This window comes from Shouchella tritolerans (assembly GCF_025770735.1).
GTDB classification, from domain to species: domain Bacteria; phylum Bacillota; class Bacilli; order Bacillales; family Bacillaceae_D; genus Shouchella; species Shouchella tritolerans.
In genome coordinates, this window is record NZ_JAODPB010000001.1 from 195,491 (window position 1) to 208,675 (window position 13,185).

Sequence of the window (13,185 nt, forward strand, 5' to 3'; positions counted from 1 at the left end):
TAGCGTGAATGGCAAGTTCAGTGAAGGAACGGCTGCGTCAAAACCGCGCCGCGCATTTAGAAGAATTGGCTGCATTTTTAAAAATTCCAAGCATTAGCTCCATTTCCGAGCATAAGGCAGATATCCGTGCTGCAGCAAAATGGTTGAAGCAAGCGTTTCTAAACGCAAAAATGGAGAAAGTGGAAATCATTGAAACGAAAAAGCATCCAATCGTTTATGCAGAGTGGCTTGGAGCAGGGCCAGAGGCAAAAACGATATTGATTTATGGCCATTATGATGTTCAACCAGTTGACCCTTTGCATTTATGGGAAACGGAACCGTTTGAGCCGACCGTTCGCGACGGCAAGCTTTATGCCCGTGGGGCAAGCGATGACAAGGGCCAAGTGTTCATGCATCTGAAAGCGGTGCAAACGATGCTTGAAGTAGAAGGGACATTGCCGTTTAACGTCAAATTTTTAATCGAGGGCGAAGAGGAGATTGGCTCGCCTAATCTTGATGAGTTCGTGGCCAACGAAAAAGAGCGTTTAGCTGCGGATGTGTTGCTCATTTCCGATACGACGATGCTTGAAGCAGGCAAACCGGCCATCTGTTCCGGGCTGCGCGGCATTGCTGCGTTAGAAGTCCGCGTAAAAGGAGCAAAAAGCGATTTGCACTCTGGCCTGTATGGGGGCGCGGTACAAAATGCCCTTCATGCCCTTGTGCAATTGCTCGCTTCGATGCGCGATGAGAACGGCAAAATTACGATTGACGGCTTTTATGAAGGGATCGAAATGCCTTCTGCAGAAGAAATGGAAAGCATCAAGTCGTTAGGGAGCGGGGAAGAGGCACTGAAAGAAGAGCTTGGTGTCAACGAGCTTTTCGGAGAAAAAGGGTATACAGCCCGAGAGCGTACGTGGATTAGGCCGACGCTTGAATTAAACGGTGTGTATGGCGGTTTCCAAGGGGAAGGCGTCAAAACGGTCATTCCTGCGGAAGCAACCGCAAAAATTACATGCCGCTTAGTGCCGGGACAAGATCCAATTGACATATTGGAAAAAATCGAAGCCCATATCCAAGCCCATACGCCGCCTGGAGTGACAGTGGCAACAGAGCGTCATGATACAGGCAAGCCTTTTGTAGCTCCAGTCACAGATCCTGTATTTGCTGCATGTGCCCGCGCTTATGAGGAAGTCTATAAGACAGAAGTGGCGTACACAAGGATGGGTGGGTCCATTCCTGTAGTGGAGACATTTGATTCGCAACTTCATATTCCGATTGTCCTTATGGGATTCGGTTTGCCGAGCGAGAATTTCCATGCTCCAAATGAACATTTTCATCTCGAAAATTTTGACAAAGGGATGGAAACCATTGTCGCTTTTTGGAACCAATATGCAAATAGGTAAAGGAAAACGGATCGTCATGTTCGTCGCCGGCCTGTCGACTACGTTTTGGACGCGTAACCAAAACGGTCGAGAGGCCTTTTCTTTCCCTTTCATTCGTCAATGATGGCGTAGCAAGCCTATGTGAAGACAGCTTTAAGATTCGTTTGCATAGGCATCAGGCACGATTTATTTATAGTAAACTAAAGATAGAAAGCATTGTGAATGGAGGAGACATTTTCGTATGGACCAACAAATAGGACCACACATTCAGTTAATTGCCCTTGATATGGATGGGACACTGCTGGATGACAATCACGAAATTTCGGAAGGCAATCGCGAGGCGATTGCAGAAGCTCAGGAATTAGGTGTCCATGTTGTTTTAGCAACAGGCAGGACGTTGGCAAGTTGCGGGAAGTACGCAACATCGCTTGGGCTGAAGTCTTTCTTAGTGACCGCTAATGGCGGTGAGATTTATGACTGTGAAGGAAGTGTTTTTAATACGAGTTTGGTGCCGCCAGAGGCGGTTGACCATGTATACGAACTAACGGAGAAACACGGCGTTCATGTATGGGGCGCTTCAAGGAAATCCATATTCCGCGGCAAGTTGCCTGATAATAGGCATGGCCACGAGTGGCTGAAGTTCGGATTTGATACGGAAGATGATGAGGTGCGCAAAGAAATTATTGCTGAGCTACAGCTGCGGGCCATCACAGAAATAACCAACTCAAGCCCAACTAATATCGAAGTCAATGCCCTCGGCATTAACAAAGCGTTTGCGTTAAAGAAAGTATGCGATGACTTAGGCATTTCGTTGCAAAACGTGATGGCCGTTGGCGACAGTTTAAATGACATTGCTATGATTACCGAGGCAGGCCTTGGTATCGCCATGGGCAATGCCCAAGAGGCTGTAAAGCGGAAAGCCGATTGGATTACAGCAACAAACACCAATGATGGCGTTGCCGCTGCTATTCAACGCTGGGTCGTATTGCCGCAACAGAAGGAAAAACGGAAAGCAGAGGAGAAATCAGGTTCTCATTAAACGACGGACTGTGTGGAAACGAAGATCTTGGTGTTCGGATAAAATAGGTTTCTCAATTTTGTGAGGGATAAAGAAAGCAGAGGCTCGCTGTGCTGTAGTGTGGACGTGAGCAATCGAAAGCGTGCTCTAGCTGGATATAATGGTTATAGAGTTGTCTAAGGCATGTATAAGCGGCCTTAAGACGGCTCTTTTTTTATTTCCTGTCAAATGCCAATCAAAGCAGTTGTCCCACCGAAGATGGATAAGGCTCGTTTTGTGGTGCCACAGAAACCTGGAACCTCTTTTTACTGGTAAGTATGATAACGTCGAACTAGACGCACGCTATGTAGAAGAACAGGAAAAGATCTCGGTACGTTGTATTGCTTGTTGTGAATATTTTTTGTCTATGAGTCTTGACAAAGTTGGCATTGGTTATTAAAGTTGCATTAGAGAAACTTTATTGTGGACAGGAAAGTGTCCTGCATTTATGCATAAAGTAATGAAAAGAGAATATGGCTAAAGGGGGATATGTCATTGAATAAGAACATATGGGGTATAAGTTCAATAAGTGCAGCAGTTGTCTTACTTGCTGCGACAGGTTGTTCAGATGGAGCGGGCGGAGAAGTCGAACCAAGTGAGGATGATCCTATTCAAGTCGTCGCCACGATTGCCCAAATTGGCGAGCCATTAGAAAGAATTGGCGGCGATTTTGTGGAAGTAAAAACGATTATGGGGCCTGGGGTAGACCCGCATTTATATGAGGCATCGCAAAGTGATTTGCAAACGATTGGTAATGCGGATGTCATTTTCTATAATGGCCTTCATTTAGAAGCACAAATGTCTGACGTATTTGCCAATGTGGATGTACCTGCACTGGCTATTGGCGAAGAAGTGGCGGAAAGTGAATTGCTAGATGATGAAGAGGACGCTTCGGCGACAGACCCGCATATTTGGTTTGACGTAAACATGTGGCAACAGGCGATTGACGCCGCCGTTGAACAATTAAAGGAAATAGCGCCAAGTGAAGCCGATTATTTTGAACAAAACAAGCAAGATTATTTTGCAGAGTTAGATGAGCTCTATACATTTTCGGTCGAGAAGTTAGGCGAAATTCCTGAAGAGCAGCGGATTTTAGTAACAGCCCATGACGCGTTCCAATATTTTGGGCGTATGAATAACATAGAAGTGGTCGGCTTGCAAGGTTTAAGCACAGAAGACGAGGTTGGCATTTCTGACATTCAATCAACGATTGATACAATTGTCGAAAAACAAGTACCTGCTGTATTTGTAGAAAGCAGTGTCAATGATTCTTCGATACAGGCTGTGATTGAAGGCGCTGGAGAAGCTGGTGTTGACATTGAATTAGGAGGCACACTTTATTCTGATGCAATGGGAGAAGCAGGGACAAAGGAAGGCACATATATTGGGATGTACCGACACAATGTCGAAACCATTTATGATGCGCTTATGAATGGAGGCGGCCAAGACTAATTAAATGATGGCGGATTAGTGGCGGAGCGCACCAACAGGAGATGAACAGAACATGAATGTAATTGAAGTCCGGCAGCTTAGCGCTGCTTATCGAAAAAACACGGTGTTGCAAAATGTCTCATTTGAGATCGCCCCAGGTACATTAACGGGCATTGTTGGGCCAAACGGAGCAGGAAAATCAACGTTAATCAAAACGGTGCTCCAATTGCACCCTTACTTGTCAGGAGACGTAACCTTTTTCGGCGAACCCCTTAAAAAAGTAAAAACGCGGATTGGTTACGTTCCACAGCGAGGCTCAGTTGATTGGGATTTTCCGACAAACGCTCTAGATGTTGTGCTGATGGGGCTGTATGGCCGGATTGGCTGGCTGAAATGGCCGCAAAAAAAACATCGGGAAAAAGCAATGCAAGCACTTGAAAAAGTCGGGATGACTGAGTACGCAAATCGGCAAATTAGCCAGCTTTCTGGTGGGCAGCAGCAACGTGTGTTTTTAGCACGTGCCCTTGTACAAGAGGCTGATCTTTATTTTATGGATGAGCCACTTGCTGGCGTCGACGCTGCTACAGAGCGAGCGATTATGGCGATATTAAAAGAGTTGCGTAAAGAGGGAAAAACGGTTCTTGTCGTTCACCATGATTTACAGACAGTGGCTGACTATTTTGACCACGTGCTTTTTCTAAACAAGACGGTTATTGCCCATGGGCCGACGGAAGAAGTGTATACGGCTGCTAATATTGAAAAAACGTACGGCGGCGCGATCCACTTCATGAAAGGGGATGGGCGCAATGTCAGTGCTATCATCCATTAACTTTCAATGGGTCCTCGTTAGTGCGATTTTGCTCGGTGTTGCCTCAGGCATGTTCGGCACGCTAGCTTACTGGAAAAAACAAAGCTTAATGAGCGATGCTTTGTCTCACGCAGCGTTGCCAGGTGTTGTGATTGCCTTCATGATCATTCAAGAGAAACAATTGCTGTTTTTGATTATTGGCGCCGCTTTAAGTGCCTTACTAGGCGCTTGGCTTATTTATGCGATCCGGTCTGCGACACGCATAAAGGAAGATGCGGCAATGGGCATTATTTTGTCCGTCTTTTTTGGCGGTGGGATTGTGTTGTTAACGATTGTTAACCGCACTGCTGGTGGCAATCAAAGCGGACTTGACACATTTATTTTTGGCCAGGCGGCGAGCATGGTGCGCCAAGATGTGTACACAATGGCGGCGCTGGCGGCAGCGGTTATTTTGCTTATCGTGATTGCCTTTAAAGAGTGGAAGCTCTATTTGTTCGATGCTGATTTTGCCAAAGGGCTAGGGCTGCCAGTACCTGTTATGAATGGGTTCTATGTGTTTGGCCTCGTTACGACGATTGTAATCGGCATACAAGCCGTCGGAGTGATTTTAATGGCTGCTCTTTTAATCATTCCTGCCGTCAGCGCCCGTTATTGGACCCATTCCTTTAAGGGGATGATGGTCCTCTCTGCTGTTTTTGGCGGTTTTTCTGGAGCGTTTGGCACGTTTATTAGCGCTCAAGGAGCGGGCTGGCCTACTGGCCCGTTCATTGTTCTTTCGGCAACAGCCTTTTTCCTCGTTTCCCTTGTATTTGGAAAAGAAAAAGGCTTGCTTACTGAACGAATTGAATTTAAAAAGCAACAACGGGATGCACGCGCCCAAAATGACGAGGAAGCAAAGCGGATTGCAGCAGAAGGGGGTGGGCAGCCATGATTTCGTATGAAGGGTGGATTCTAATAACTGGAGCCCTGGTCGGCATTACATGCGGCCTCGTTGGCGCCTACTTAATTTTGCGGCGGATGGCGATGATGGCCGATGCGATCAGCCATACCGTTTTGCTTGGCATTGTCATCGCGTTTCTCATTACCCAGAGCTTAGAAGGCGTGCATATGCTCATTGGCGCGATTGGCGCTGGGATATTGACCACATTTCTCGTTCAGTGGTTCCATTCCAAAGGGGTCGAACACGACGCTTCAATTGGCGTTGTGTTTACGTCGCTATTCGCTCTTGGCGTCATATTAATATCAACAGCTGTAGGCAACGTTCACCTTGATATTAAGCATGCCTTAATGGGAGAAATTGCTTTTATTCCTTGGAATCGATTGACGCTCTTTGGCTTTGAGATCCCTGTTGCTACGGCCACGTTGCTGCTTGTGTTGGTGATCGTTTTGTTTTTTGTGCTCGCTTTCTACAAAGAATGGAAAATCACCTCTTTTGATCCAGCATTGGCTTTAAGCCTCGGTTTGCCTGTGATGTTGCTTCATTATCTATTTATGACGCTTGTCTCGATCACGACGGTCGCTTCATTTGACGCAGTTGGGGCGATTATGGTTGTGGCTATGCTCATTACGCCAGCTGCTTCTGCCTATTTATGGACCAACCGCTTATCGATTATGCTCGTTTTAAGTGCTGCCTTTGGCGCGTTGTCGGCTATTCTCGGCTATTATGTCGCCGTCTGGCTAGATAGTTCAATTTCAGGGTCGATGGCGTTAATGACAGGTGCTGTGTTTCTTGTTAGTTTTATTTGTTCCCCAGCGCATGGACTTGTCTCAAGATGGGTACGGCCTGAGGAGACAACGAAAGCACAATAAAAGAAGGAAGCCCAGACCTTTTTGGACAATGAGGTCTGGGCTTTTATTTGTGTCTTTAGGTGAAAAGCGGTTAAGAGGGGCGTTGGTGGTTTTCTTGTAGTTGCCGTAGTTTCCGCGTCAATCGGGCAAACTCTTCATGATTGCGTTCATCGAGTGCTTTATCGATGGCGGCGCGGAGGCGATTCATTTGATTAGCCTCTGATACGTAGTCGAGAAACTGTTTCGTTTCCTGCTCATACATTTGAAATTGTTTATACGTTTTGTAAGGACGGGATAGGGGTGTATCAAGCAACTGCCGGTAATGGTGGTTTAAGTTGCGCCCATAAAAATGGACAATTAAATAAAAGGGAACAGATGGGTTTGTGATGATGTCGTCCCACGCTTTTGCGACGCTTTCTGTCTTTTTTGCTCCATAGTAATACACAAATCCAGGCTCATCCGATTGTGTGCTGGCGACGATGAGCGTACGTGCCCTAGGGCGTGGCTTTTCAGTAAAATACAATTGTTGTAGCAAGTGGGGTGTTGATTTGATGTGGAGAAGCAAATCTCGTGCATCGCGATGCTTCAAATGGTGCTTGTTCAGAAACCATTCTAAAAATTGTTTTTTCAGTTGATCGCTCAAGGCACGCTCCTCCTTTTTCTATTATGGGTATGTTTATGTAAAAAACCGCCCTCCATGCAGAGGACGGCCTTTTAAGAGCTTAAAAGGTAAACTGGGCGTCTTGATTTGTTACAGCGACAATCACTTTGCCTTGGTCAAGACGCTCTTCCAATTGTTCAGCTTCATCTGCAGTAAAGCCAATTTCTTCAAGTTTGGCCCGAAGCTCATCGCCTTTTTTTCGGAACGTGTTTTTAAGTGCAGTGCCTAACCCAGTCTCAGCTGCACTGATTTTGTTAGCGTCGGCGTTATCGGCCACACGCTCTGTCCGGTCGTCGTCGTGAGTGATGACATAAATGTCGTCTTCAGATACGTTCTTTGCTTTCAGGGCATTGACTGCTTGGACCACTTCTTCATCATTGAAAAACTCTTTATAAACAGGTTTCATGTTGTATCGCCTCCCTGTTTTTTGCTTACCCCGCTCTCAAAATCTTAAAACGTAGGAAAGCAAAAATGCTATAAAGCTGGAGGATGCTGTTGTTTTAAAATTCGGCTATCAAACACAAACGGGCCGAATGGAATAACGGAGGCGATGCTTGCCAACAGCGCCGTTTTAAAAGACCAAGCGCGGCTGAAAAAATACGAAGCGACAAACAGCATGTAAACAATAAACAAAACACCATGTGCCATCCCGACAATGCTTACTGCTTCAGGAATACCAGCAAAATATTTTAATGGCATTGCCACAAACAGCAATAGCAGCAACGAGATGCCTTCTATATAACTAATCCATTTGAACATACGTGCCCTCCTTACTCTTTCCTTTAGTATAACAGCAAGCATGGCAGTGATGTAGCGTAGAAGGAGAAAACATGCTTTTTTTGAAAAATGGTCAACTTTTAAAAGGAGACGTCGTTCCGGTAGCAAAGATTAGTGTCCACGAAGGGAAGAGAGCTTTATTCCATTGATTGCCCTTCACTGAAGTCGACAAAGCCAATCAGACAGAAGCCTTCCCTCTCAAACAGCTTATCGATTTTGTCTATGTTATACTACTTAAAAGAGGTGAGCAAATGAAAGCCTACGAGCAAACCGTTACGGTTAGTGATAAAGTAGCTGTTCGATTAAAAAAGGGATACCCCCTTTTTCATAAAGATGATTTTCACTTGCCTGCTGACGTCCGCGAGGGGACGACTCTTCGCATTACAGATGGCACCGGCCGTTTTTTGGTGCGTGGCTATTATGGAAAACAGAATGTCGGCCAAGGCTGGGTGCTTTCCACTAACAAAGACGAGCCGATTGACGCCCGTTTTTTTAAGGGGAAAATTGAAACGGCTTTAAACAAACGGGCCGGGCTTTTTGTCAATGAAGAGACAACCGCATTTCGTGTCTTAAATGGGGAAGGAGACGGAGTCGGCGGACTTACGATTGACTACTATGAAGGTTTTTTTGTGGTAACGTGGTACAGCAAAGGCATTTATTCATTTCGCAGCCAAGTTCTTGAGGCGCTTACTGCGTGTACGGCCTACAAAGGAATCTATGAGAAGAAACGTTTCGCCCGTGAAGGCAAATATGTCGAAGATGACGATTTCGTTTGTGGCGAGCGAGGCCAGTTTCCATTGCTTGTCAAAGAAAATGGCATGTATTACGCCGTTTATTTAAATGATGGGCCAATGACCGGTATTTTTCTCGACCAGCGCCACGTAAGAAAACGGATTCGTGACCAATACGCCCCTGGAGCGCGAATGTTAAATCTTTTTTCCTATACAGGTGCTTTTTCTGTTGCCGCCGCGCTTGGCGGGGCAGCTTACACAACAAGCGTTGACCTCGCCAACAGGAGCCGTTCGAAAACAGAAGAACAATTTTTAATTAATGGCATTGCCGTTGAAGACCAGCATATTGTTGTTATGGACGCATTTCGCTATCTATCCTATGCTGAAAAAAATCGGCTTGAGTTTGATTTGGTAGTCCTTGATCCGCCTAGCTTTGCCCGTTCAAAAAAACGGACATTCAGCGCGGCAAAAGACTACACGCTTTTGTTGGAGAAGGCGCTCTCGGTAACAGCGACAAACGGTGTTATTGTGGCCTCAACCAATGCTGCTAACGTTGAATTGAAACGATTTAAACAATGTGTAGAACAGGCATGCAAAGTCAAAAACTGCAGCTATGAACTGCTTGAAGAACATCGGCTTCCAGAGGATTTTGCCACTTCGCCGGCCTATCCTCAAGGGCAATATTTAAAAGTGCTCATCATCCGAATAACGGGCAAGGAGTGATTGAATGAAGAAAAAAGCAGTATTAGCAGAAAAACCGTCTGTAGCCCGGGATATTGCCAGGGTTCTTGGGTGCAACCAAAAAGGAAACGGTTATTTCGAAGGAAACGGCTATATTATTACATGGGCGCTTGGCCATTTAGTAACACACGCAGATCCTGAGCATTACGGCAAGCAGTATAAAACCTGGAAGCTAGAAGAATTGCCGATGTTGCCAAAACGCCTTGAGCTTGTCGTTATCAAACAAACGGCGAAACAGTTCCATGCTGTTAAGCACGTATTAAACCGCCAAGATGTAGGAGAGGTCGTGATAGCGACTGATGCTGGGCGTGAAGGGGAACTCGTTGCCCGGTGGATTTTGGAGAAAGCCCATGTCAAAAAACCCGTTAAACGGTTATGGATTTCGTCTGTTACGGATAAAGCCATTAAAGATGGATTTAAACAACTGAAAGATGGCAAACGCTACGAAACATTATACGCTGCAGCAGAAGCAAGAGCCGAGGCCGATTGGTATGTCGGAATTAACGGAACAAGGGCGTTGACGACAAAGCATAATGCCCAACTGTCCTGCGGCCGTGTGCAGACGCCTACGCTCGCTATTCTTGCCGACCGGGAGGAAGCGATCCGCAAGTTTGTGCCAAAACCGTACCACACCATTTCTGTAGAAACGAAAGACGGTGTCACATTCCGCTGGGCGGACAGGCGCTCAAAAGAGGAACGGATTTTTGACGACAAGCGGGCGAAAATGCTGCAAGAGAAGCTGCAGCAGTCTGCCGTTGTCATTGATTCCGTCAACGCAAAAACAAAGCGGACGCCTCCACCGCCTCTTTACGACTTGACGGAACTGCAGCGCGAGGCAAACAAGCGCTTTGGCTATTCGGCTAAAGAAACGCTTGCTGCTTTGCAACGTTTGTATGAACAACATAAAGCAATTACGTATCCGCGCACAGATTCGCGCTATCTTTCTTCTGATCTTGTCGAAACGTTGAAAGAACGCCTCCATGCCGTTGATGTCCAGCCTTTCCGCAAAATGGTAGCAAACGCCAAAAAACAGGGGCTTGCCCATGCAAAACGGCAAATGGTCAACAATGCAAAAGTGTCGGACCACCATGCGCTCATTCCAACGGAACAACCTCAGAGTGCAAGCGCAATGAGCGACAAGGAAACAAAGCTGTATCACTTAATCGTGCGTCGTTTTCTGGCAAACTTTTTCCCACCAAGTGAGTCAGAGTTAACGTCAGTGGAAGCGACGGCAAACGGAGAGCTGCTGCGGGCCAAAGGTGAACGCCTTGTGTCTGCTGGATGGCGCGGGCAGGAAACAGGTGAAGAAGACGAAGCGTTGGCTCGCTTGTTGCCAGCTATGAGCAAAGGCGATAAAAAGGCTGTTAAACTTGTAGGCATGACACAAGGCAAAACAAGCCCACCGCCTCGTTTTAATGAAGGTACATTATTAGCGGCGATGGAAAAACCTGCCCAGCATATGGAAGCGAAAGATGAGACGATTAAAAAAACGCTTGCACAAGCTGGCGGAATTGGGACAGTAGCGACGCGGGCCGATATAATTGAAAAGCTTTTCTCTAGCTTCTACATTGAAAAGAAAGGCAAAGATTTATATATCACTTCAAAAGGCAAGCAGCTGCTTGAGCTTGTTCCGGCTGAATTGAAGTCGCCAGCGCTTACAGCAGAATGGGAACAACGGCTCGAAAAGATTGTCCAAGGCAAAGAGCAAAAACAAGCGTTTATTGCAGAAATGAAGGAATACGCCAAAGCTGTTGTCGCCCAAGTGAAAGCCGACACAGCCACTTTCCGCCACGACAATAAAACAGGTGAAAAATGTCCTGAATGCGGAAAATTTCTCCTCGAAGTAAATGGCAAAAAGGGCAAAATGCGCGTATGCCAAGACCGAGAATGCGGTTATCGAAAAAACATTGCAATGACCACAAATGCACGCTGCCCAAAATGCAAAAAGAAACTAGAGCTTCGCGGTGAAGGCGAAGGCCAAGTGTTTGCTTGTGTCTGCGGCCATCGCGAGAAAAAGGCGCAATTTGAACAACGACGTAAACAAAACAAACATAAAAACGTATCAAAACGAGAAGTGCAGAACTATATGAAGAAGCAAAACAAGCAAGACCAGTTTGCGAATTCGGCACTTGCCGACCAGCTCGCTAAGCTAGGCCTCGGAAAAGGCGAAGACTCTTGATTTGATAGGGAATAAGCCCGCATGCAGCCGAAATAAGCATGCGGGCTTTGTTGTACTTCTGTTTTGACACAGTTGAACAACTGCCTTGCCTCTTTAGCCAATCTTTACGAATGTTAACGGTTTATTTGCGGTTGCTTTACATCGGCCCTTTATACTTACAAATGGAGATCATTCTTACCCCAATGGGAGGCGAAAAGCATGAAACGTTCAAAGAAATTGGCAGTGGCAGGATTGGTTGGGATCGTGTGTCTTGGAGCGACCTACACGGCGGCATTTGCATCAGACAGTGGGGAAGTAGGAGAAGGCGACAATCAGCCTAGCAGCGGACAAGCCAAAAATGTCATCTTTTTAATTCCTGATGGCTTTTCGCAAGGCTATACAAACAATTACCGTTTATACAAGGAAGATGGCGAGCCTATTTGGGACGAACGCAACATGCTGCGCGCCTTCGTGCAAACGCACTCGGCAAATGCAGAAGTGACCGATTCAGCCGCAGCAGGTACTGCTTTAGCAACCGGGGAAAAAACGAATAATGGCATGATCGGCATAACTCCTGATGGACAAACATTGTCGACAATTCTCGATTCAGCGAAAGAAAACGGCAAGCGTACAGGACTTGTGGCTACATCAACGATTACACACGCGACGCCTGCCGCTTTTGCTGTTAGCGTAGAGTCACGGAACAGCTACACGGAAATCGCCTCACAAATGGTCGCAAACGATCATATCGATTTAATGCTTGGCGGTGGCCGGGCAGAGTTTATACCTGAAGACCAAGGCGGTATTCGCGAAGATGGCGTTGATTTAATAAGCGAAGCAGAAGAAAAAGGGTTTGCATTTGTAGAGACAGCGCGGCAATTAACGAACTGGAATGGCGAAGAAGATCGCCTGCTTGGCTTGTTTGCTGAAGAAGCGCTGTCGCCGGCAGCTAATAAACGGACGGACGAGCCTAGTTTAGGGGAGATGACCGAAAAAGCAATTGAATTCTTGTCAAAAGAAGACAATGGGTTTTTCTTAATGGTAGAAGGCAGCCAAATTGACTGGGCAGGACACGCCAATGACGCCTATTACGCCATGACGGATACGGCCGCTTTTGAAGAAGCAGTCGAAGCAGCGGTCGATTTTGCAGATGAGAATGGCGAGACGCTCGTCGTCATGGTCGGTGATCATGATACAGGTGGGATGGCCGTCCATGCTTCGGAAGAAGGGGATCCGTCTAAGCTTCATGGTGTCTCTGCATTGGGCAGCGATATGGCTGCTGAAGTCGAACGGAATTATAGCAACTTAAAAGAAGTGCTCGAAACATACACGGATTTTGAATGGACAGAAGAAGAACTGGACCAACTGAAAGAAAGCGACTCACTGGAATTAGCGATCAATACGGCCATCAGCGAAAAAGCAGGCGTAGCCTGGTCGTCGTTAGATCATACAGGCATTGACGTGCCACTGTACGCTTACGGCGCCGGGGCAGAACGGTTTAGCGGCACGATCGACAACACCGAAGTGCCGAAAATGATGAAAGCAGCACTGGGGATTTAATGCAGTTGATTTTCAAGCCGGAAAAGAAATTTGCAATAAAATCTAGCATCATTAAAGGAAGAGGACGCTGACGGCGCCTCTTCCTTTGTTACTGCAGCTGCCGTCTCATCGA

Annotated in this window: 12 protein-coding genes; 9 read left to right on the forward strand and 3 right to left on the reverse strand. The window is 46.5% G+C overall.

Going from position 1 to position 13,185, the window contains the following annotated elements; translation table 11 throughout:
- Positions 1–8 precede the first annotated feature (8 nt).
- The 6 genes from N6H06_RS00900 (at position 9) to N6H06_RS00925 (ending at position 6,466) form a co-directional block, all read left to right on the forward strand.
- Entirely contained in the window at positions 9–1,382 is a 1,374-nt protein-coding gene (locus N6H06_RS00900; RefSeq protein WP_263705432.1) for a dipeptidase, read from the forward strand.
- A gap of 220 nt (positions 1,383–1,602) precedes the next feature.
- Positions 1,603–2,400: a Cof-type HAD-IIB family hydrolase gene (locus tag N6H06_RS00905; protein ID WP_263705433.1), complete on the forward strand. Its 798-nt coding sequence runs from the start codon at positions 1,603–1,605 to the stop codon at positions 2,398–2,400.
- A 507-nt stretch (positions 2,401–2,907) separates the two neighbouring features.
- A complete protein-coding gene (locus N6H06_RS00910) occupies positions 2,908–3,870 on the forward strand; it encodes a metal ABC transporter solute-binding protein, Zn/Mn family (RefSeq protein ID WP_263705434.1) in 963 nt (320 codons plus the stop codon).
- A gap of 52 nt (positions 3,871–3,922) precedes the next feature.
- Complete coding sequence (locus N6H06_RS00915; RefSeq protein WP_062744870.1) at positions 3,923–4,678, forward strand: metal ABC transporter ATP-binding protein; 756 nt, start codon at positions 3,923–3,925, stop codon at positions 4,676–4,678.
- Positions 4,656–5,588: a metal ABC transporter permease gene (locus N6H06_RS00920; RefSeq protein ID WP_062744872.1), complete on the forward strand. Its 933-nt coding sequence runs from the start codon at positions 4,656–4,658 to the stop codon at positions 5,586–5,588. The genes N6H06_RS00915 and N6H06_RS00920 overlap by 23 nt, the downstream gene beginning before the upstream one ends.
- Positions 5,588–6,466, forward strand: coding sequence for a metal ABC transporter permease (locus tag N6H06_RS00925; protein WP_062746521.1), 879 nt, complete (start codon positions 5,588–5,590; stop codon positions 6,464–6,466). Before N6H06_RS00920 ends, N6H06_RS00925 begins: the two co-directional genes overlap by 1 nt.
- A 70-nt stretch (positions 6,467–6,536) precedes the next feature.
- Here N6H06_RS00925 and N6H06_RS00930 read toward each other — a convergent pair whose 3' ends face one another.
- The 3 genes from N6H06_RS00930 to N6H06_RS00940 all read right to left on the reverse strand — a co-directional run bounded on the left by N6H06_RS00930 (position 6,537) and on the right by N6H06_RS00940 (position 7,865).
- Entirely contained in the window at positions 6,537–7,088 is a 552-nt protein-coding gene (locus tag N6H06_RS00930) for a YpiB family protein (protein WP_062744874.1), read from the reverse strand.
- A 79-nt stretch (positions 7,089–7,167) separates the two neighbouring features.
- Positions 7,168–7,512 (reverse strand): general stress protein, encoded by a 345-nt coding sequence (locus N6H06_RS00935; RefSeq protein ID WP_062744876.1) that lies wholly within the window; start codon positions 7,510–7,512, stop codon positions 7,168–7,170.
- A gap of 68 nt (positions 7,513–7,580) precedes the next feature.
- Positions 7,581–7,865 carry a DUF3817 domain-containing protein gene (locus N6H06_RS00940; protein ID WP_062744877.1) on the reverse strand — a complete coding sequence of 95 codons (285 nt, stop codon included), beginning with the start codon at positions 7,863–7,865 and terminating at the stop codon, positions 7,581–7,583.
- A gap of 269 nt (positions 7,866–8,134) precedes the next feature.
- On the opposite strand from N6H06_RS00940, the gene N6H06_RS00945 reads away from it, so the two are divergent.
- The 3 genes from N6H06_RS00945 to N6H06_RS00955 all read left to right on the forward strand — a co-directional run bounded on the left by N6H06_RS00945 (position 8,135) and on the right by N6H06_RS00955 (position 13,073).
- A complete protein-coding gene (locus N6H06_RS00945; RefSeq protein WP_263705435.1) occupies positions 8,135–9,337 on the forward strand; it encodes a class I SAM-dependent rRNA methyltransferase in 1,203 nt (400 codons plus the stop codon).
- Between the two features lie 4 nt (positions 9,338–9,341).
- Positions 9,342–11,534 carry a DNA topoisomerase III gene (locus N6H06_RS00950; RefSeq protein ID WP_263705436.1) on the forward strand — a complete coding sequence of 731 codons (2,193 nt, stop codon included), beginning with the start codon at positions 9,342–9,344 and terminating at the stop codon, positions 11,532–11,534.
- Positions 11,535–11,732: 198 nt separating this feature from the next.
- Entirely contained in the window at positions 11,733–13,073 is a 1,341-nt protein-coding gene (locus N6H06_RS00955; RefSeq protein WP_263705437.1) for an alkaline phosphatase, read from the forward strand.
- Positions 13,074–13,185 lie beyond the last annotated feature (112 nt).

Excerpts from the sequence above, each read along its gene's own strand:
- N6H06_RS00945 (WP_263705435.1), top strand. The coding sequence starts at position 8,135 with ATGAAAGCCTACGAGCAAACCGTTACGGTTAGTGATAAAGTAGCTGTT.
- N6H06_RS00910 (WP_263705434.1), top strand. The coding sequence starts at position 2,908 with ATGTCATTGAATAAGAACATATGGGGTATAAGTTCAATAAGTGCAGCA.
- N6H06_RS00915 (WP_062744870.1), top strand. The coding sequence starts at position 3,923 with ATGAATGTAATTGAAGTCCGGCAGCTTAGCGCTGCTTATCGAAAAAAC.
- N6H06_RS00940 (WP_062744877.1), bottom strand. The coding sequence starts at position 7,865 with ATGTTCAAATGGATTAGTTATATAGAAGGCATCTCGTTGCTGCTATTG.
- N6H06_RS00935 (WP_062744876.1), bottom strand. The coding sequence starts at position 7,512 with ATGAAACCTGTTTATAAAGAGTTTTTCAATGATGAAGAAGTGGTCCAA.
- N6H06_RS00955 (WP_263705437.1), top strand. The coding sequence starts at position 11,733 with ATGAAACGTTCAAAGAAATTGGCAGTGGCAGGATTGGTTGGGATCGTG.
- N6H06_RS00920 (WP_062744872.1), top strand. The coding sequence starts at position 4,656 with ATGTCAGTGCTATCATCCATTAACTTTCAATGGGTCCTCGTTAGTGCG.
- N6H06_RS00950 (WP_263705436.1), top strand. The coding sequence starts at position 9,342 with ATGAAGAAAAAAGCAGTATTAGCAGAAAAACCGTCTGTAGCCCGGGAT.
- N6H06_RS00905 (WP_263705433.1), top strand. The coding sequence starts at position 1,603 with ATGGACCAACAAATAGGACCACACATTCAGTTAATTGCCCTTGATATG.
- N6H06_RS00900 (WP_263705432.1), top strand. The coding sequence starts at position 9 with ATGGCAAGTTCAGTGAAGGAACGGCTGCGTCAAAACCGCGCCGCGCAT.